This window comes from Burkholderia sp. Bmkn7 (assembly GCF_041103175.1).
GTDB classification, from domain to species: domain Bacteria; phylum Pseudomonadota; class Gammaproteobacteria; order Burkholderiales; family Burkholderiaceae; genus Burkholderia; species Burkholderia cepacia.
In genome coordinates this window covers 3,373,839-3,393,396 of record NZ_JBGCUH010000003.1, presented here as the reverse complement: position 1 = coordinate 3,393,396, position 19,558 = coordinate 3,373,839, and the positions used below count along the sequence as shown (strand labels likewise).

General features: G+C 66.7%; 17 protein-coding genes and 1 pseudogene. 13 read left to right on the top strand and 5 right to left on the bottom strand.

The features are described from left to right. Window positions 1-47 precede the first annotated feature (47 nt). On the top strand, window positions 48-1,010 hold the full coding sequence (locus tag AB3K92_RS37360; RefSeq protein WP_059485367.1) for an alpha/beta hydrolase: 963 nt from the start codon (window positions 48-50) through the stop codon (window positions 1,008-1,010). Here AB3K92_RS37360 and AB3K92_RS37355 read toward each other — a convergent pair. Continuing rightward, entirely contained in the window at window positions 980-1,822 is an 843-nt protein-coding gene (locus AB3K92_RS37355) for an EcsC family protein (RefSeq protein WP_021161335.1), read from the bottom strand. The genes AB3K92_RS37360 and AB3K92_RS37355 overlap by 31 nt on opposite strands. A gap of 107 nt (window positions 1,823-1,929) precedes the next feature. Between AB3K92_RS37355 and AB3K92_RS37350 the strand changes: the two genes are divergently transcribed. Continuing rightward, entirely contained in the window at window positions 1,930-3,525 is a 1,596-nt protein-coding gene (locus AB3K92_RS37350) for an MDR family MFS transporter (protein ID WP_021161334.1), read from the top strand. A gap of 34 nt (window positions 3,526-3,559) precedes the next feature. After that, entirely contained in the window at window positions 3,560-4,006 is a 447-nt protein-coding gene (locus tag AB3K92_RS37345; protein ID WP_021161333.1) for a MarR family winged helix-turn-helix transcriptional regulator, read from the top strand. An 81-nt stretch (window positions 4,007-4,087) separates the two neighbouring features. Here AB3K92_RS37345 and AB3K92_RS37340 read toward each other — a convergent pair whose 3' ends face one another. Next, the gene (locus tag AB3K92_RS37340) at window positions 4,088-4,669 is read right to left on the bottom strand and encodes a DJ-1/PfpI family protein (RefSeq protein ID WP_021161332.1); all 582 of its coding nucleotides are present in this window, start codon (window positions 4,667-4,669) and stop codon (window positions 4,088-4,090) included. A gap of 157 nt (window positions 4,670-4,826) precedes the next feature. Next, a complete protein-coding gene (locus AB3K92_RS37335) occupies window positions 4,827-6,107 on the bottom strand; it encodes an amino acid deaminase (protein ID WP_369466796.1) in 1,281 nt (426 codons plus the stop codon). 119 nt (window positions 6,108-6,226) lie between these two features. Here AB3K92_RS37335 and AB3K92_RS37330 point away from each other — a divergent pair, with 119 nt between their 5' ends. The 6 genes and pseudogenes from AB3K92_RS37330 to AB3K92_RS37305 all read left to right on the top strand — a co-directional run. Further along, entirely contained in the window at window positions 6,227-7,165 is a 939-nt protein-coding gene (locus AB3K92_RS37330) for a MurR/RpiR family transcriptional regulator (RefSeq protein ID WP_048023196.1), read from the top strand. A gap of 2 nt (window positions 7,166-7,167) precedes the next feature. After that, window positions 7,168-8,649 (top strand): amidohydrolase family protein, encoded by a 1,482-nt coding sequence (locus tag AB3K92_RS37325; RefSeq protein WP_021161329.1) that lies wholly within the window; start codon window positions 7,168-7,170, stop codon window positions 8,647-8,649. A gap of 124 nt (window positions 8,650-8,773) precedes the next feature. Then, window positions 8,774-9,160, top strand: coding sequence for a RidA family protein (locus AB3K92_RS37320; RefSeq protein WP_006751946.1), 387 nt, complete (start codon window positions 8,774-8,776; stop codon window positions 9,158-9,160). A 353-nt stretch (window positions 9,161-9,513) separates the two neighbouring features. Then, window positions 9,514-9,948 (top strand): STM2901 family protein, encoded by a 435-nt coding sequence (locus AB3K92_RS37315; RefSeq protein WP_059708177.1) that lies wholly within the window; start codon window positions 9,514-9,516, stop codon window positions 9,946-9,948. Next, window positions 9,948-10,301, top strand: coding sequence for a DUF1493 family protein (locus AB3K92_RS37310; RefSeq protein WP_059589713.1), 354 nt, complete (start codon window positions 9,948-9,950; stop codon window positions 10,299-10,301). The genes AB3K92_RS37315 and AB3K92_RS37310 overlap by 1 nt, the downstream gene beginning before the upstream one ends. Before the next feature lie 92 nt (window positions 10,302-10,393). Next, window positions 10,394-10,597: pseudogene (locus AB3K92_RS37305) on the top strand (RidA family protein); the annotation flags it as partial. A gap of 241 nt (window positions 10,598-10,838) precedes the next feature. Here the strand turns inward: AB3K92_RS37305 and queF are convergent. Next, window positions 10,839-11,663 (bottom strand): NADPH-dependent 7-cyano-7-deazaguanine reductase QueF, encoded by an 825-nt coding sequence (gene queF / locus AB3K92_RS37300; RefSeq protein WP_027789146.1) that lies wholly within the window; start codon window positions 11,661-11,663, stop codon window positions 10,839-10,841. An 11-nt stretch (window positions 11,664-11,674) separates the two neighbouring features. Beyond that, window positions 11,675-13,198, bottom strand: coding sequence for a threonine ammonia-lyase, biosynthetic (ilvA, locus tag AB3K92_RS37295; protein WP_048026152.1), 1,524 nt, complete (start codon window positions 13,196-13,198; stop codon window positions 11,675-11,677). Window positions 13,199-13,774: 576 nt separating this feature from the next. Between ilvA and AB3K92_RS37290 the strand changes: the two genes are divergently transcribed. The 4 genes from AB3K92_RS37290 to ubiE all read left to right on the top strand — a co-directional run bounded on the left by AB3K92_RS37290 (window position 13,775) and on the right by ubiE (window position 19,524). Continuing rightward, window positions 13,775-17,800 (top strand): DUF3683 domain-containing protein, encoded by a 4,026-nt coding sequence (locus AB3K92_RS37290; RefSeq protein ID WP_059589715.1) that lies wholly within the window; start codon window positions 13,775-13,777, stop codon window positions 17,798-17,800. An 85-nt stretch (window positions 17,801-17,885) separates the two neighbouring features. Further along, the gene (locus AB3K92_RS37285; protein WP_021161324.1) at window positions 17,886-18,329 is read left to right on the top strand and encodes an HIT family protein; all 444 of its coding nucleotides are present in this window, start codon (window positions 17,886-17,888) and stop codon (window positions 18,327-18,329) included. Beyond that, window positions 18,326-18,739 (top strand): gamma-butyrobetaine hydroxylase-like domain-containing protein, encoded by a 414-nt coding sequence (locus AB3K92_RS37280; protein WP_021161323.1) that lies wholly within the window; start codon window positions 18,326-18,328, stop codon window positions 18,737-18,739. Before AB3K92_RS37285 ends, AB3K92_RS37280 begins: the two co-directional genes overlap by 4 nt. Window positions 18,740-18,792: 53 nt before the next feature. Then, window positions 18,793-19,524, top strand: coding sequence for a bifunctional demethylmenaquinone methyltransferase/2-methoxy-6-polyprenyl-1,4-benzoquinol methylase UbiE (gene ubiE, locus AB3K92_RS37275; RefSeq protein ID WP_027789150.1), 732 nt, complete (start codon window positions 18,793-18,795; stop codon window positions 19,522-19,524). Window positions 19,525-19,558: the final 34 nt, after the last annotated feature.

Below are 19,558 nucleotides of genomic sequence, written 5' to 3'. Positions count from 1 at the left end.
AACGATCGCACGTACCATCGTCACACTGCGAATACGGAGTGCGTCCGATGAGTTGGCAAAGCAAGTTCGCCTGCTGGCTGCTGCGCAGGCAGTTCCGTCCCGAGACCACGCGCGAGGTGCTCGATCCCGCCCGCGCACGGCGCTTTACCGACTTGCGGATGATGGTGCCGCGCCGCGCGCCGTCGGGCTACCGGTTGCGCCAGTGCTACGGCGCGGGCGACGCGCCGCTGCGCGGCGAATGGCTCGAACGCACCGACGCGGGCGCGAGGCGCGGGCCGGGCCGCACGCTGCTGTACTTCCATGGCGGCGGCTATTACTTCTGTTCGACGAAGACCCATCGGCCACTGGTGTTCGGCCTGACGAAGCGCGCGGGCGTGCGCTCGTTCTCGCTCGACTACCGGCTTGCGCCCGAAAACCGTTTCCCGGCCGCGCTCGACGACGCGCTGGCCGCGTACCGGCAGCTGCTGGCGCTCGGCACGCCGCCCGAATCGATCGTGTTCGGCGGCGATTCGGCGGGCGGCGGCCTCGCGCTCGCGACGCTCGTCGCGCTGCGTGATCGCGGCGAGCCGCTGCCGGCCGGCGCGATCCTGTTCTCGCCATGGACCGACCTGGCCGCCACCGGCGCCACGCTGCGTACGAACGACGGCGCCGATCCGATGTTCGCGGGCGCGGCGCTGCCGAAGGCCGCGAAGCTGTACCTCGGCGACGAGCCGGGGACGAATCCGTACGCGTCGCCGCTCTATGCGGATTTCGCGGGCCTGCCGCCGCTGTATATCCAGGTCGGCAGCACCGAGGTGCTGCTCGACGATTCGCGCCGCGTCGCCGAGAAGGCGAAGGCCGCCGGGGTGGCGGTGGAGATCGAGGTGTGGCCGGACATGCCGCACGTGTGGCAGCTGTACGCGCCGATGGTGCCGGAAGCACGCGACGCGCTCGACCGCGCGGCCGCGTTCCTGCGCCGCGTCGCGGTCGAGCGCGCGGTTCAGCGCGCCGGCGAGACGTCGATTGCCTGATAGGCGGCCTTGACGGCCGCCGGGCCGTACTTGCGCTCGAGCCGGCGGACGGTGAAGTGGCCGTGCGCCATCTGCTGGAAGTGGTCGATGAACAGCGTATTGACGGTCGCGCCGAGCACGGCGCCGATCGCCGGAATCGACTTCGCGGCCATCTGCTCGGTCACCTGCACCGAGAAGCGCGACGCCACCGTCTGCACGAGCTTGAACACGGCCGCCGAGCTGTGCGCGGCGATGCCCTTCGTCGTGATGTCGGACGACGCCTTCGAGATCGCCTGCGCGAGCGCGCCGCGCAGCACGAAATAACCGAGATCGGCGTCCTCTTCCTGCTTGTCCGGGTTGCCGCCCATGCCGAGCACGGCCAGGCATTGCAGCTGCGTATCGACCGAGCCCAGGTCTTCACCCTCGCTGCGCGCGATGTCGCACACGGAGCGGAAGATCAGCGTCGTCGTCACCGGCAGCTCGACCGGCAGCGCGAGAAAGCCGAACGCGCCGCCCGCCGCGCCGGTCGTCGCGACCGCGAGCTTGTGCAGCAGGTTGCTCGGCTTGTCGGGCTCGGCGTCCGGCGCGGGCGGCTTGCCGAGCGTGCGCAGCGCGATGTTCAGGCACTTGCGCAGCGCGAGCTGCGTCGCGTCGTTGATCTTGCCGGTCGCGAAATCCGGCAGCCGGGCGATCATTTTCTCGACCGGTGCGCCCAGCATGCCCGTTAGCTTCATCGTCAGCGACGGGCTTTCCAGCACCTGCTTCGCGCGCCACAGCGCGTCCCGATCGTCCTGCGACAGCGTGGTGGCGGGGGGAATTGAAATCGGTTCCATCTTTCTCCTTGGCGGTCTGGAACGGTTTGACCGTCGCCAGCCTAGATTACTCCCGCATGCTAGAATTTCGAAATTGTTTGACTCGTCAAAAGTTGCGCCAACAAAAAATGGCCGTCCATACAGCCGCCCACCATTCGAGCGGGCAAGTCCTGCCGTTCCGCGAATCGCTGCTGGCGATGATCGGGATCTCGTTCGTCACCATGCTCGTCGCGCTCGACCAGACCGTCGTCGGCACCGCGTTGCCGACCATCGTCGCCGAGCTTCGGGGGTTCGACCTGTACGCGTGGGTCGCGACCTCGTACCTGCTCAGTTCCGTGATCACGGTGCCGATCTTCGGCCGGCTCGGCGACTATTACGGGCGCAAGCCGTTCGTCATCGTGTCGATCGTCGTGTTCACCGGCGCGTCCGTGCTGTGCGGGATGGCGAACGACATGCTGATGCTCGTGCTCGCGCGCGGGCTGCAGGGGATCGGCGGCGGGATGCTGGTCGGCACCGCGTTCGCGTGCATTCCCGACCTGTTCCCCGATTCCGTCGTGCGGTTGCGCTGGCAGGTGCTGATGAGCTCCGCGTTCGGCATCGCGAACGCGGTCGGCCCGTCGCTCGGCGGCGTGCTGACCCAGTCGTTCGGCTGGCGCTCGGTGTTCTACGTGAACCTGCCGATCGGCCTGCTGTCGCTGCTGTTCGTGTGGCGTTACCTGCCGCACCTGCGCCACGTCGAGCACGATCGCAAGATGCGGCTCGACTGGCCGGGCGCGCTGCTGATCGCGCTGTCGCTCGGCGCGCTGCAACTGTTCGTCGAATGGCTGCCGAAGTACGGCGTCGCGAGCTGGGCGTCGCTGCTGCTCGTCGTCGCGGTCGCGGCCGGTTTCGGCCTGTGGCACTGGGAGAAGCGCTGCGCGCAGCCGATCCTGCCGTTCGACATGTTCGGCAACCGCGCGCTGTCGGCGCTCTTCGTGCTGGCGATCCTCGCCGGCTTCTCGATGTTCTCGCTGCTGTTCTACGCGCCGCTGCTGTTCCAGGGCGGCTTCGGGATGTCGCCGAAGGAGGCGGGGCTCGTGATCACGCCGCTCGTCGTGTTCATCACGATCGGCAGCATCATGAACGGCCGTGTCGTCACGCGCATCCGCAATCCGAATGCGATGCTGCACGTCGGTTTCGTGCTGTTCGCGATCACCTGCGCGGGCGTCGTCGTGTCGACCCACACGACGCCGAAATGGCTGCTGATGGCGCTGATGGTCGCGGGCGGCATCGGGCTCGGCTTCGTGCTGCCGAACCTCACCGTATTCGCGCAGCAGACGGCCGGCCGCGAGCACCTCGGCATCGCCACGGCGCTGCTGCAGTCGCTGCGGATGGTCGGCGGGATGATCGGCACCGCGCTGACCGGCACGCTCGTCAACCAGATGTACTCGGGCGGCGTGCGCGATGCGCTGTCGGCCGATCACGCGATGCAGTGGCACGCGCAGCTCGCCGATCCGCAGATCCTGATCGATCGCGCCGCGCAGGGCGGCCTTGTCGCGGAGCTGACCCGTGCCGGGCATAATGGCGCGCTGCTGCTGGAAGCGGCCCGCGAATCGCTCGTCGGCGCGATTCACGTGGGTGTCGCGATGGCGGCCGTCGTCGCCGTGGTGTCGGTGTGGCAGTGCCGCCGCGTGCCGCCGATCGCGCTGCGGCGCAAGATCGAACCGCATGTCGCGGCCGATTGAACGATTGAACGATTGAACGAGTAGAACTGAGCGCATGGAAGAACAGGACCGCGTCGCGATCTTGCAGCAATTCGGACGGACGTATCGCGCGTTCATGACCGCATTCGAGACGCACGTCGGGCAACCGATGCCGCGCTGGCGCATCATGGTCGCGTTGCACACGATGGGCGGCCATTCGTCGCAGAAGAAGCTCGTCGAAGTGCTGCGCATCGATCCGGGCGCACTCACGCGCCAGTTGAAGTCGCTCGACGCGCTCGGCTGGATCGAGCGCGAATCCGACGCACGCGACAATCGCGTGACCAACGTGACGCTGACGGACGCCGGCCGCGCCGCGTTCGACGCATGCCTGCCGCGCCGCAAGGCGTTTCTCGAACAGACGATGGCGCAATTGCCGGACGACGTGCTGAATGCGCTGTCGGGCGCGCTGGCGATGCTGGAGTCGCGGATCGCTGACGTCGGCTCGACGCCGGCCGCGCGTTGAAGCACGGGGCAGGGCGGCGCGGGCCGGCGTGAATGCGCCGCGCCGGCCCGGCACTTCATCTCATTTCGCTTCCCTGCGGGTTCAAAGCTCGATGCGCGTGCCCAGCAGCGCGAGGAACTGCGCGAGCCAGGCCGGATGCGCGGGCCACGCGGGCGCGGTGACGAACGGCGCGTCGGTCACGGCCGCGTCGACCGGAATGTCCGCATATTCGCCGCCCGCGAGCTTCACCTCGGGCGCGCAGGCCGGGTAGGCCGAGATGCGCTTGCCGCGGATCACGTCGGCGGCCGCGAGCAGTTGCGCCGCGTGGCAGATCGCGGCGATCGGCTTGCCGGCTTCGGCGAACTCGCGCACGAGCGAGATCACCTTCGGATCGAGTCGCAGGTATTCGGGGGCACGGCCGCCCGCGATCGCGAGCGCGTCGTAGCGCGAGGCGTCGACGTCGTCGAATGCCGCGTTCAGCGTGAACTGGTGGCCGGGCTTCTCGGTGTAGGTCTGGTCGCCTTCGAAATCGTGGATCGCGGTCTTGATCTTGTCGCCCGCGCGTTTGCCCGGGCAGACTGCATCGACGTGGTGGCCGACCGCCTGCAGCGCCTGGAACGGCACCATCGTTTCGTAGTCTTCGGCGAAATCGCCGGTCAGGAACAGGATCTTCTTCGCGGCCATGGCTTTCTCCAGTGGAGCTGCGTTGAGGGCCCGCCGCGGCAGACGAATGCCATGCCCGCCCGGGGCCCCGAGGACGAAAGCGCAGTGTACTCCGGCCGCTTGAAGCGCGCGTGACGGCCGCCCCGCGCGCGCGGCGGGGCGGTGCGCGCGACGTGTGTCAGAAGAAGGTTTCGACGACTTCCGTCACGCGGAACTGCGGATCGAGCACGAGCACCTGGCGCCACTTGTCGAACGTCAGGCACGGGTGCGAGATGTCGAACGCGACCATGTCGCCGACCTTCACGTCCGTGCCCGGCGGGATCTGCAGGTACGCGTGCTGGTCCATCATCCCGGTGACGGCCCAGCCTTCGGCGGCGGCGACGTCGCGCGGGGCGGTGTCGCGGCCCGGGCGGAAGTGGCGCGCCGGCTCCGGCAGCCCCGCGTCGAACGCCGCGTCGCGCTTGCCGAGCGCGACGATCGCCCGGTCGGCCTCGGGCACCGACTGCACGTAGGCCCACAACTGCAGCGCGGGCAGCAGCCCTTCGCCCATCGTGCGTGCGATCGGGTTGCGCGCGAACACGTCGGTCTGCGCCTTCTTGTAGATGCCGACATCGTGCGTCAGGTAGCAGCCCGGACGCAGCACGACTTCCGCGAAGCCCGCGTCGGACGCCTTCGCGAATTCTTCCGCGACCACGTCGTACCACGCCGAACCGGCGCCGGACAGGATCGCCGGCGTACGCGCGAAGCGGCGGGCCTCGGCCAGTTCGCGCGTGAGCGCGACCGCTTCCTGCAGGAACGTGCGGATCTCGCCTTCCTCCTTCAGCACGCCTTCGTAGAGTTCGATGCCGGCCAGCTTCAGCGTGTCCGGATAGCGCGCGATCGCGGCGAGCACGGCCTCGCGCTGCGCGGCATCGCGCACACCCGCGCGGCCGCCCGGCACGCCGAGCTCGAGCAGCACGTTCAGCGGCTTCTTCAGCGCGCCGAAGAAGCGGCCGAGCTGGTCGACGCTCTCCGCGGAATCGACGAGGCAGAAGAATTCGAAGTCGGGATCGGACAGCAGCCCCGCGATGATCGTCATGTTCTGGCGGCCGACCAGCTGGTTCGCGAGCAGCACGCGCCGCACGCCGCCGTGATACGCGGCCTGCGTCTGGTGCGCGGTCGCGAGCGTGATGCCCCACGCGCCGGCGTCGAGCTGGCGGCGGAACAGTTGCGGCGCCATCGTCGTCTTGCCGTGCGGCGCAAACTTGACGCCGTACTTCTGGACGAATGCCTGCATCCAGTTCAGGTTGTGTTCGATGCGATCCTCGTAAAGCACGGCGGCCGGCAGGCTGACGTCTTCCGCGAGCAGGTTCCACTCGAGGCGGCCCGCGTCGCCGAGCGGCACGCTCGCGCTCGGCAGATTGCCGAGGCCCTTGCCGAACGGATCGATCGTCGCTTCCTGATAGTTTGTAACTTTCATGTCATCCCGCTCCATCATCACTATGCATTGCACTGAAGTTGACACGCAGATGGTACAGAAAGTAGCATCTGCGCGGTGATGTTATTTAGTAACATCGAGCTTCGCACCCTTTTCCGCAGATGAATACGCCCGCCAACCCGTCCGCTTCGCACGCGGCCGAGCCCTATCCGGCACCGGCCGCCCCGCCGGTCCTCGACATCGTCGCGCGGATCGCCGAATGCGCGCCCGAGCTGCGCGAAGCCGAGCGCAAGGTCGCCGCGTTCATCCTCGCCGATCTCGCGCGCGCCGCACATGCGAGCATCGGCGCGCTCGCGCGCGACGCGGAGGTCAGTGTCGCGACGGTCACGCGTTTCGCGAAGGCCGTCGGCTGCCGCGACGTGCGCGAACTGAAGGTGCTGGTCGCGCAGGCGGCGGCGGTCGGCCAGCGCTTTCTCGTGCCGTCCGACGACGCGCCGGCCGACGATACGAGCCCCGCGTCGATGGTCTACGACGAGATCCGCGTGGCGCTCGCGCACAACCACCAGTTGCTGCGCAATACGTCGTTCGAGGAAGCCGCCGACCTGCTCGCCGGCGCGAAGATGACCTATGTGTACGGGCAGGGCGGCGGCTCGACCGCGCTCGCCGACGAGCTGCGTTTCCGGCTCGTGCGCTTCGGCCGGCCGGTCGCGAGCTACCAGGACAGCGTGCTGCAGCGGATGGTGGCCGCGACGCTGTCGCGCGACACCGTCGTCGTCGCGCTGTCGGTGAGCGGGCGCGTGCCCGAGCTGCTCGAGAGCTGCCGGCTCGCGAAGCGCTACGGCGCGAAGCTGATCGCGATCACCGCGCCGGCCTCGCCGCTTGCGAAGCTGGCCGACCACCTGATCCCGGTCGTCGCGTTCGAAACCGATTTCATTTACAAGCCGTCGACATCGCGCTACGCGATGATGATGGCGATCGACGTGCTCGTCACCGGAGTCGCGTTGCGGCTCGGCGATGCGGGCCGGGAATCGCTGCGTCGCATCAAGCACGCGCTCGATGCGCACCGCGGCGGCGGAGACCGTCAACCGGTAGGAGACTGACCATGCATTCGCATCCCGAAGCCGCCGATACGCTGATCGTCGGCGCGCAGCTTTACGACGGTACCGGCGCGCCGCCCGTCACGCGCGACGTCGCGATCCGCAACGGCGTGATCGCGGCGATCGGCAACCTGTCGAACTGGCTCGCCGAAACCGTCGTCGATGCGAACGGCCGCGCGCTCGCGCCGGGCTTCGTCGACGTGCACACGCACGACGACACGCACGTGATCCGCGCGCCGCAGATGGTGCCGAAGATCTCGCAGGGCGTGACGACCGTGATCGTCGGCAACTGCGGGATCAGCGCGTCGCCGGTGACGCTCGCGGGCGATCCGCCCGATCCGATGAACCTGCTCGGCGAGCGCGGCGCGTTCCAGTACCCGACCTTCGCCGACTACGTCGCGGCCGTGAACGATGCGCGTCCGGCCGTGAACGTCGCGGCGCTCGTCGGCCACACGGCGCTGCGCAACAACCAGATGGACCGCCTCGACCGCGCGGCGACCGACGGCGAGATCGCCGGGATGCGCGCGCAGCTCGAGGAGGCGCTCGCGAACGGCGCGCTCGGCCTGTCGTCGGGCCTCGCATACGGCTCCGCGTTCGCGGCACCGACCGAAGAGGTGATGGCGCTCGCCGAGCCGCTCGCGAATGCCGGCGCGTTGTACACGACGCACATGCGCACCGAATTCGACGCGATCCTCGATGCGATGGAAGAGGCGTACCAGGTCGGCCGCCATGCGCGCGTGCCGGTCGTGATCTCGCACCTGAAGTGCGCGGGCCCGTCGAACTGGGGGCGCAGCACCGAAGTGCTCGCGTCGCTCGAAGGCGCGCGCCGCTACCAGCCGGTCGGCTGCGACTGCTATCCGTACAGCCGCAGCTCGTCGACGCTCGACCTGAAGCAGGTGACGGGCGACATCGACATCACGATCACCTGGTCGGAGCCGCACCCGGAAGTGGCGGGCAAGCTGCTGAAGGCGATCGCGGCCGACTGGGGCGTGACCGAGCAGGAAGCCGCGCAGCGCATCCGCCCGGCGGGCGCCGTGTACCACAACATGTCCGAAGAGGACGTGCGCCGGATCCTGTCGCACCCGGCGACGATGGTGGGCTCCGACGGCCTGCCGAACGATCCGCTGCCGCACCCGCGACTGTGGGGCGCGTTTCCGCGCGTGCTCGGCCATTACGTGCGCGACACGAACCTGCTGCCGCTCGAGGAGGCGATCCGCAAGATGACGTCGCTGTCCGCGCGCCGCTACGGCATCGCGCGGCGCGGCGAGGTGCATGTGGGCTACCACGCCGACCTCGTGCTGTTCGACCCGGCGCGCGTGATCGACGCCGCGACGTTCGAGAAGCCGCAGCAGCCCGCGCACGGAATCGACGCCGTGTGGGTGAACGGCGTGCTGACCTACGAAAACGGCCAGCCGACCGGCGAGCGCGCCGGCGGCTTCGTCGCACGCGGCGAGCGCGTGCCGGCGAGTGCCGACACCGCGTTCTGAACGCGGTTGTTGTTCCGATCTGCCGCGCGCGCCATCGTCGGCGCGCGCATCCGCAACCGTGCGTTGCATGGGACCGGCGCCGGCGCTGAAGCGTCGAGGCGGTCGACAAACAAGGAGTGAAACGATGAAGCGATATGGCGTAGGCGAAGCGAAGGGGACGGGCGGCCAGGTGATGCCGTTCGCACGCGCGGTCGAGGCCGACGGCTGGCTGTACGTGTCGGGCCAGACGCCGATGGTGAACGGCGAGGTCGTCGAAGGCGGGATCGTCACGCAGTCGAAGCAGACGATCGAGAACGTGATCGCGATCCTGAAGGAAGCCGGCTACGGCCTCGAGCACGTCGTGCGCTGCGGTGTGTGGCTCGACGACGCACGCGATTTCGCGTCGTTCAACAAGGTGTTCGTGTCGTACTTCGGCGAGCATCCGCCGGCACGCGCGTGCGTGCAGTCGAGCATGGTCATCGACTGCAAGGTCGAGGTCGACTGCATCGCGTACAAGGCACCGGCGAAGTAACACGGCGGGCGACAAGTCTTGTGTAAGAAGGCCGGCGCGATAGCATGCGCCGGCCTTCTTGCGTTATGCGGAGTCAATGAGTCTCAGGCGGCTGGCAGCATGCGTGCCCGTCTTGGGGGAGTCGAGATCATTCGAGTGGGAGTCCGGCTGCGGTGGATGCGGGCGGTATCGAACCTTGACACTTTGAATGAAACTCTTTCGATGGCAGGGCGGCACGATATGCCGCGCCTGGCGGGCGGCGGCAGTGATGGGCGTGCAATATGCACGTGGCGTCGATGAATCTCGATAGAGCCAATGAAGTGAATTGCTCGGTATGGTCACCATTCCGATCAACGAATTCATGAAGTCGATTCATGGCGACCAATACATACCGCTATGGCGTTCACGCGGATCTCACGCCCGCCGAGCTTTTCTTCTTTATCGCAGTTGAGGAGACGTGCGCGCAGGTCGGGATTGACGATGTCGAAGCCGTGATCCTGATTTTGACCGGATGGCCCATTTTGCCGACCCGACAAAAATTTGGCGGTGCGACGAAAGGGACATCTATTGCATCCGTGATGGCCCGTTCGATCTTTCGCTATCAGCTCAACAGGAGGATATTGCCAACCGTGACGCTTCAAAGCATCAAGTCGTTCCGGATCATTTTGACCGGGAAGCTGAGCGTATTCGTCGGGCGTGCGGTTCCAGGCTTGGGCTGGGCGCTGCTTGCGCGCGACGTGTTCCGGATCGTAAGCGGCACCGTCATCAGATACAACAACTGCGTTAAACCGGAGGATAAGGTGTTCTAATGGAAAACGTGAGTTGGGACGAGATCGAAGCTTTTGTCAGGTCGGAGGCGGGGCTCGGCCAATCGAAGCCGCTCTTTGCCAGCACGCGGCTCTGGGAAGATCTGGGCCAAACCGGAGACGAAGCCAACGATTTCATGGGCCATTTTTTTGAACGCTTCGCCGTCGATACGGGCGATTTCGATTTCCACCGATATTTTCTGATGGAAGGCGAGGGGCTGCTTTACTCGCTATTTCGGCGATGGGTACTTCGAAAGCCGCACGACTTCAAGCGGGAACCGATTACGCTCGCGATGCTGCATCGTGCGGCCAGCGACAGAGCATGGGACGCCGCTCGATTGACCGCACTGCCGTGAAAGGCCGGTTTTCCACGCGGGTCGATCCGAATTCAATGAACGGGATCGGGATCGATGGCGGACCCAAAACGCCCGCCGGTACCCGTCATTTTCTGAGGGAAGCCGGCTGCCGTCTCTAGCACGTCGTGCGCTGCGGCGTGTGGCTCGACGACGCACGCGATTTCGCGTCGTTCAACAAGGTGTTCGTGTCGTACTTCGGCGAGCATCCGCCGGCACGCGCGTGCGTGCAGTCGAGCATGGTCATCGACTGTAAGGTCGAGGTCGACTGCATCGCGTACAAGGCGCCGGCGAAGTAACGCCGCAACAGCGAGCCGCTCCAGAACGGGTCCGGCGCATTCACGTGTTTCCCGCGCAATGAAAAACAGCCCGGCCGGTTGATTCCGGTCGGGCTGTTGTATTTGGGGTGGCGGCCGCGCGTCGCCGGCGGCAAAAGGCAAAAGGCAGACGGCAAACCGCAAACCGCAAACCGCAAACCGCAAACCGCAAACCGCAAACCGCAAACCGCAAACCGCAAACCGCGGCGGCCACCCGCCGCCGTCACTGCCGCGCGTTGCGCGCGTTGTCCGGCATCGGCTGGTTGTAGTTCGTGCGGAACGGGTTGATGTCGAGCCCGCCGCGGCGCGTATAGCGCGCATACACCGCGAGCTTCACCGGTTTGCACGCATGCAGGATGTCGAGGAAGATCCGCTCGACGCACTGCTCGTGAAAGCCCGTGTGGTTGCGGAACGAGATGATGTAGCGCAGCAGGCCCGCGTGGTCGATCTGCGGCCCGACGTAGTGAATCTGCACGCTGCCCCAGTCGGGCTGGCCGGTGACCGGGCAGTTCGAGCGCAGGAGGTCGGACACGAGCGTCTCCTCGACCGGCGCTTCGTCGACGGCCGCCGACAGCAGCGACGGATCGGGTTCGTACACGTCGGTGTCGAGGTCGAGCCGGTCGAGCGACAGCCCGTCGAGTTCGTCCATTTCGAGCTTGCCGAAATCGTGCGGCGACACGAGCTGCACGGCGACGCTCGCACCGCACGCGGCCGACACGTCGCGCTTCAGCGTGTCGCGCACCGCGTCGATCGAGTCGAATTTCGTCTGCGCGAACGAGCCGAGATACAGCTTGAACGACTTCGATTCGACGATGTTCGGCGATTCGGCCGGCACGTAGAAGGTCGCAACCGCGATCTGCGGCTTGCCGCGCGCGTTGAGCCAGGACAGCTCGTAGGCGTTCCAGATGTCGGTGCCGAAGAACGGCAGCGCCGACGCGATGCCGAGCTGCTCGCGCGCGCCGGCGCGCGGGATCGGGAACAGCAGCGACGCGTCGTACTGGGCCGCGTAGACGGTGGCCTTGCCGAGCGGGGAATGTTCGGGATTCATGCGTGACGCCTTTACGACAGGAAGAGGCGGTAAGCCGGGTTGGCGCTCTCCTCGACATACGGGTAGCCGAGTGCCGCGAGGAAGCGTTCGAATTCGGCGCGGTCGGCCTGCGGCACCTGCAGCCCGACGAGGATCGAGCTGTAGTCCGCGCCCTGGTTGCGGTAATGGAACAGGCTGATGTTCCAGTCCGGCGCCATCGACGACAGGAACTTCATCAGCGCGCCCGGCCGTTCCGGGAATTCGAAGCGGAACAGGCGTTCGTCGAGCGCGAGCGGCGAACGGCCGCCCACCATGTAGCGGATGTGTTCCTTCGACAGCTCGTCGTGCGTCAGGTCGACGGACTTGAAGCCGTGCGATTCGAAGTTCGCGGCGATCTCGGCCGATTCGCCGCGGCGCTTGATTTGCACGCCGACGAAGATGTGCGCGGCCTGCGCATCGGCGATCCGGTAGTTGAACTCGGTGACGTTGCGGTCGCCGACGAGCGAGCAGAACCGCTTGAAGCTGCCGCGTTCCTCGGGGATCGTGACCGCGAACACGGCTTCGCGCGCTTCACCCACTTCCGCGCGTTCGGCGACGAAGCGCATCCGGTCGAAGTTCATGTTCGCGCCGGACGTGACCGCGACGAGCGTCTGGTTCTCGATGGCTTCGCGTTCCGCATAGAGCTTCGCGCCCGCGACCGCGAGCGCGCCGGACGGCTCGAGCACGCTGCGCGTGTCCTGGAAGACGTCCTTGATCGCCGCGCACAGCGCGTCGGTGTTCACCGTCAGGACGCCGTCGAGGTATTCGCTGCAGAGCCGGAAGGTTTCCTCGCCGACCAGCTTCACGGCGGTACCGTCCGCGAACAGGCCGACCTCGCTCAGCTCGACGCGCTTGCCTGCGTCGAGCGACTGCGCCATCGCGCACGAATCCTCGGCCTGCACGCCGATCACCTTGATCTCCGGTCGCACCGCCTTCACGTAGGCCGCGACGCCGGACGCGAGCCCGCCGCCGCCGATCGGCACGAAGATCGCGTGGATCGGGCCCTGGTGCTGGCGCAGGATCTCCATCGCGATCGTGCCCTGGCCGGCGATCACGTACGGATCGTCGAACGGATGGACGAACGTGAGGCCGCGCTCCTCCTGCACCTTGACCGCGTGTGCATACGCGTCGCTGTACGACTCCCCGGCCTGGATCACCTCGACGCTCGGGCCGCCGTGCGCGCGCACCGCATCGACCTTCACCTGCGGCGTCGTGACGGGCACGACGATCACCGCCTTGACGCCCATCCGGGCCGCCGAGAACGCGACACCCTGTGCGTGGTTGCCGGCCGATGCCGTAATCACGCCGCGCGCGAGCGCGTCCGCCGGAATGTGCGCCATCTTGTTGTACGCGCCGCGCAGCTTGAACGAGAACACCGGCTGGTTGTCCTCGCGCTTGAGGTAGACGGCGTTGCGCAGCCGGGCGGACAGGTTGCGGGCGGATTCGAGTTCCGTCTCGATCGCGACGTCGTAGACGCGCGCGGTGAGGATTTTCTTCAGGTAATCGTGGGATGCCATGGGCGCTCGCGTGCAGTGCGGTAGCAGACGGTAAAAGGTCAATGATAGCGCCAAGGGTCCGCCCGTATGCAAGCGGCATGCCGGGTGCGCGCTCGCGGGGCCGTGCAGGCGGTGCATCGGCGACGTTGCGCGGCCTCTTTTGCCGGCTTAACCGCGTGGTTACCGACCGGACGGACGGCGAATGGCCGCGTGAAATCGCGCCGAGCCAGGCCTGGCGCGGCTCGCGGCGATAGCCCCACGACCTGTCCGACGTGTCACGCGTGGCCCGATCATGGGTTAGAATTCCGTTTTGAATCAAGGATTCGGAAGATGCAGAGGCACCCTCGGATCGCACCGTTGAAGCCGACGCCGCGCGCAGCCAGCCCCGCGGCGGAACGGCATGCGCGCCGCGCGCGATCGTGCCGATGATCGAGTGCCGCCAGGCCCTGTCGCCGGCCAGGAGGGGCGCATCGCCGCCCGCTCCGGCCCCATGAAGGACAGCCGCGCGCCTGGTAACAGAACAGATTTCCCCAAGATTGCGCCCACGCGCTTGCCGACGCCCGTGCACGGTGTATCGGCCCTCCGAGTCGTCCGAACATGAACGCACCACAAGTTTTCGATCCGCATGGCGCGGCCGCCGCCGTCGCCGCCGACCCCGCGCCCCGGTTGCGCGAGATTCCCTACAACTACACGTCCTTCTCGGATCGCGAGATCGTGATCCGCCTGCTCGGCGAAGAGGCGTGGTCGGTGCTCGACGAGCTGCGTGCCGAGCGCCGTACGGGCCGCTCGGCACGGATGCTGTATGAGGTGCTCGGCGACATCTGGGTCGTGCGCCGCAACCCGTACCTGCAGGACGACCTGCTCGACAACCCGAAGCGCCGCGCGCTGCTGATCGAGGCGCTGAACCACCGGCTGACCGAAATCGGCAAGCGCCGCAGCGCGGATCTCACCGAGCACCGCGACGACGCGGGCCGTGAACGCGCATCGCGCGTCGAGATGCTCGAAACCGCCGCGCAGCGCGCGGTCGACGAGTTCGCCGACGAATTCGAGAAGATGGCCGACCTGCGCCGCCGCGCGACCAAGGCGCTCGGCCGCTGCACGCAGAAGGACAACATCCGTTTCGACGGGCTGTCGCGCGTGTCGCACGTGACCGACGCGACCGACTGGCGGGTCGAATACCCGTTCGTCGTGCTCACCCCCGATACCGAAGCCGAGATCGCCGGCCTCATCAAGGCCTGCTTCGAGCTCGGCCTGACCGTGATCCCGCGCGGCGGCGGCACCGGCTACACGGGCGGCGCGGTGCCGCTCACGCCGTTCTCCGCGGTGATCAACACCGAGAAGCTCGAACAGCTCGGCGCGGTCGAGCTGACCGAGCTGCCGGGCGTCGCGCACAAGGTGCCGACGATCTTCTCCGGCGCGGGCGTCGTCACGCGTCGCGTGACGGAAGCCGCGGAAGCGGCCGGCTACGTGTTCGCGGTCGATCCGACCTCGCTCGACGCATCGTGCATCGGCGGCAACGTCGCGATGAACGCGGGCGGCAAGAAGGCCGTGCTGTGGGGCACCGCGCTCGACAACCTGGCCTGGTGGCGGATGGTCGACCCGGACGGCAACTGGCTCGAAGTCACGCGCCACGAGCACAACCAGGGCAAGATTCACGACATCGCGGTCGCGCGTTTCGAGCTGAAGTGGTTCGACGGCGCATATGCGCCGGGCGAGAAGCTGCTGAAGAGCGAGATGCTCGAGATCGAGGGCCGCCGGTTCCGCAAGGAAGGTCTCGGCAAGGACGTGACCGACAAGTTCCTCGCCGGCCTGCCGGGCGTGCAGAAGGAAGGTTGCGACGGGCTCATCACGTCCGCGCGCTGGGTGCTGCACAAGATGCCTGCGCACACGCGCACCGTCTGCCTGGAATTCTTCGGCCAGGCGCGCGAGGCGATCCCGAGCATCGTCGAGATCAAGGATTACCTGTTCGAGACGTCGAAGCAGGGCGGCGCGATCCTCGCGGGCCTCGAGCACCTCGACGAGCGCTACCTGCGTGCGGTCGGCTACGCGACCAAGAGCAAGCGCAACGCATTCCCCAAGATGGTCCTGATCGGCGACATCGTCGGCGATGACGCCGACGCGGTCGCGCACGCGACGTCCGAAGTGATCCGGATGGCGAACGGCAAGAGCGGCGAAGGTTTCGTCGCGATCAGCGCGGAGGCGCGCAAGCGCTTCTGGCTCGACCGCAGCCGCACGGCCGCGATCGCGAAGCACACGAACGCGTTCAAGATCAACGAAGACGTCGTGATCCCGCTGAACCGGATGGGCGAGTACACCGACGGCATCGAGCGGATCAACATCGAGCTGTCGCTGAAGAACAAGCTGCAGCTGGTCGACGCGCTGGAAGCGTTTTTCCGCGCCGGCAACCTGCCGCTCGGCAAGACCGACGACGCGAACGAGATCCCGAGCGCCGAACTGCTCGAGGATCGCGTCCAGCAGGCACTGGAGCTGCTCAAGCGCGTGCGCGCGCGCTGGGAATTCGTGCGCGACCGGCTCGACCAGCCGCTGCGCGAGGCGCAGCACTACCTCGTGCAGCTCGGTTACGAGGCGCTCGCCGAGAAGTTCGCCGATCGCGCGGACGAGCAGCCGGGCGCGACCGTGTTCCACGTCACGCAGGACCGCACGGTCCGCATCTCGTGGAAGCAGGAGATCCGCGCGGAGCTGCGCGCGATCTTCAACGGCGGCGCGTTCAAGCAGATCCTCGACGAAGCGCAGGCGATCCACAAGCAGGTGCTGCGCGGCCGCGTGTTCGTCGCGCTGCACATGCACGCGGGCGACGGCAACGTCCACACCAACCTGCCGGTCAACTCCGACAACTACGAGATGCTGCAGGACGCCCACGCGGCGGTCGCGCGCATCATGACGCTCGCGCGTTCGCTCGACGGCGTGATTTCCGGCGAGCACGGCATCGGCATCACGAAGCTCGAGTTCCTGACCGACGACGAGATCGCCGAATTCCGCGCGTACAAGCAGCGTGTCGACCCGAACGGCCGCTTCAACAAGGGCAAGCTGCTCGAAGGCGCCGATCTGCGCAACGCCTATACGCCGAGCTTCGGGCTGATGGGATACGAGTCGCTGATCATGAAGCAGTCCGACATCGGCGCGATCGCCGATTCGGTGAAGGACTGCCTGCGCTGCGGCAAGTGCAAGCCGGTGTGCGCGACGCACGTGCCGCGCGCGAACCTGCTGTACAGCCCGCGCAACAAGATCCTCGCGACGTCGCTGCTGGTCGAGGCGTTCCTGTATGAGGAACAGACGCGCCGCGGCGTGTCGATCAAGCACTGGGACGAGTTCAACGACGTGGCCGACCACTGCACGGTGTGCCACAAGTGCGCGACCCCGTGCCCGGTGAAGATCGATTTCGGCGACGTCACGATGAACATGCGCAACCTGTTGCGCAAGATGGGCAAGAAGAAATTCAACGCCGGCAATGCGGCGGGCATGTTCTTCCTGAACGCGACCAACCCGCAGACGATCAACGCCGCGCGCAGCGTGATGATGGGCGTCGGCTACAAGGTGCAGCGCTTCGCGAACGACATGCTGAAGAACGTCGTGAAGAAGCAGACGCAGCACCCGCCGGCGACGGTCGGCAAGCCGCCCGTCGTCGAGCAGGTGATCCACTTCGTCAACAAGAAGATGCCGGGCAACCTGCCGAAGAAGACGGCACGCGCGCTGCTCGACATCGAGGACAACAAGATCGTGCCGATCATCCGCAACCCGAAGTCGACGACCGTCGATTCGGAAGCGGTGTTCTACTTCCCGGGCTGCGGCTCCGAGCGTTTGTTCTCGCAGGTCGGCCTCGCGACGCAGGCGATGCTGTGGGAGGCGGGCGTGCAGACCGTGCTGCCGCCGGGCTACCTGTGCTGCGGTTATCCGCAGCGCGGCTCGGGCCAGTACGACAAGGCCGAGAAGATCGTCACCGACAACCGCGTGTTGTTCCACCGGGTCGCGAACACGCTCAACTACCTCGATATCAAGACGGTGGTCGTGTCGTGCGGCACCTGCTACGACCAGCTCGCCGGTTACGAATTCGACAAGATCTTCCCGGGCTGCCGGATCATCGACATCCACGAGTTCCTGCTCGAGAAGGGGATGAAGCTCGACGGCGTGACGGGCACGCGCTACATGTATCACGACCCGTGCCATACGCCGATCAAGACGATCGACCCGGTGAAGCTCGTCAACGAGCTGATGGGTTCGGAGAAGGACGGCTACCGGATCGAGAAGAACGATCGTTGCTGCGGTGAATCGGGCACGCTCGCGGTCACGCGCCCGGACGTGTCCACGCAGGTCCGCTTCCGCAAGGAAGAGGAGATCCGCAAGGGCGCCGCGAAGCTGCGCAGCATCCCGGTCGTGGCCGGCAACGCGCCGGCGCCGGCCGCTGCGGCCGCGAACGGCCCGGACGTGAAGATCCTGACGAGCTGCCCGTCGTGCCTGCAGGGCTTGTCGCGCTACAGCGAGGACGCGAACCTCGAAGCCGACTACATCGTGGTCGAAATCGCGCGCCAGGTGCTCGGCGAGAACTGGATGGCCGATTATGTCGCACGTGCGAACAATGGCGGGATCGAGCGCGTGCTGGTCTAATGCGGGCATGACGACCGCCCGACCGGGCTGGGGATGAGCGGGCGCCGGCGCGGCAATGCCGGCGCCCGTCCACATGGGAGCGACGATGGAATGCGTGTTTTGCCGTGAAGACGGCGGCGAGGTGCTCTGGCAGGACGATGCGCTGCGCGTCGTCCTCGCGACGGGCGAGCACGAGTATCCGGGCTTCTGCCGGGTGATCTGGGGCACGCACGTGGCCGAGTTCTCCGATCTCGGCGAGCCCGAGCGGGCCCACCTGATGCGCGTGGTCTACGCGGTCGAGCGGGCCGTGCGCCGCGTGATGCAGCCGAATAAGGTGAATCTCGCGAGCCTCGGCAACATGGTGCCGCACGTGCACTGGCACGTGATCCCGCGCTTTTCCAACGACGCCCATTTCCCGCAGCCCGTCTGGGCGCCGCGCCAGCGCAGCGTGTCCGAGGCGCTGCTGCGCACGCGCGCGGCGCAGGCCTCGCTGCTGCACAATGCGGTGCGCGAGGAAATTCAACGCATGACCGATTCGAGGCAGCCATGAGCGGTTTGACTTCCACGACGCCGATTCCGTCCGGCGTCGTCGTGCACGCGGTATCGCGCGTGCTCGAATTGCAGTACCCGAACGGTGAAAGCTACCGGATCCCGTTCGAGCTGATGCGCGTGTATTCGCCGTCCGCCGAGGTGCGCGGCCACGGGCCCGGCCAGGAGACGCTGCAGACCGGCAAGCGCGAGGTGACGATCACCGCGCTCGAGGGCGTCGGCAACTACGCGCTGCAGCCGACGTTTTCCGACGGCCATTCGACCGGCATCTACTCGTGGGACCTGCTGTACGAGCTGGCCACGCAGCAGGACGCGCTGTGGCGCGACTATTTCGACAAACTGAAGGCGGCGGGCGTCGAGCGCGACGCCCCGATGCAGGCGGCCTCCGCGTCGCACGGCCACTGCCACTGAAATTCGACGGCGCCCGCTCGGCGCCGTCTTGCCATTTACTGAGGATCAACGCGATGAGCAAAACCCACTTCGGCTTCGAAAGCGTCGAGGAAAACGAAAAAGCGAAGAAAGTGGCGGGTGTGTTCCATTCGGTCGCGAGCAACTACGATCTGATGAACGACCTGATGTCGGCGGGCATGCACCGCGCGTGGAAGGCGTTCACGATCGCGCAGGCGAACGTGCGTCCCGGCTTCAAGGTGCTCGACATCGCGGCCGGCACCGGCGACCTGACCAAGGCGTTCGCGAAGGCAGCCGGGCCGACGGGCGAGGTCTGGCACACGGACATCAACGAATCGATGCTGCGCGTCGGTCGCGACCGGCTGCTCGACAAGGGCATCGTGACGCCGTCGCTGCTGTGCGATGCGGAGAAAATTCCCTTTCCGGACAACTACTTCGATCTGGTCACGGTCGCGTTCGGGCTGCGCAACATGACGCACAAGGATGCCGCGCTGGCGGAGATGCGCCGCGTGACGAAGCCCGGCGGCCGCGTGATGGTGCTGGAATTCTCGAAAGTCTGGGATCCGCTGAAAAAGGCGTACGATCTGTATTCTTTCAAAGTATTACCGTGGCTTGGCGACAAGTTCGCGAAAGATGCTGAAAGTTACCGGTATCTTGCTGAATCTATCCGGATGCACCCCGATCAGGACACGCTGAAGACGATGATGGAACAAGCGGGCCTCGATGCCGTCAAATATTACAATTTGTCAGGTGGCGTGGTAGCTTTACACATGGGAGCCAAGTACTAAGGGGCTCTTTCCATACATTTGTCTTACATCTGGA